This window comes from Stenotrophomonas sp. STEN083 (genome assembly GCF_056759195.1).
This window is the reverse complement of record NZ_JBRRCU010000134.1, coordinates 1-211: the sequence shown is the minus strand read 5'-3', so window position 1 is coordinate 211 and position 211 is coordinate 1. Positions and strand designations below refer to the sequence as shown.

Genomic DNA, 211 nt, shown 5'->3' with positions numbered 1-211 from the left:
GGGTAACGACAATGGCTGGTACGCGATCGATCCGACCACGGGTGTGATCACCCTGACCCCGGCTGGTGCAGCGTCGCTGGCGAATGACTACGAGTCGACCGGCAACAGCCATCAGATCACGGTGGTGGCCAGCGACGGTAATGGTGGCACGACCACCATCACCGTCACGCTCAACGAGCTGGACGTCAACGAAGTGCCGGAGTTTGAAGAT

Annotated in this window: 1 protein-coding gene; it reads left to right on the top strand. The window is 60.7% G+C overall.

Going from position 1 to position 211, the window contains the following annotated elements; translation table 11 throughout:
- Positions 1-211 (top strand): cadherin repeat domain-containing protein (locus tag ACVOK8_RS19200; protein ID WP_481568209.1); only part of this gene is annotated, 211 nt, incomplete at both ends.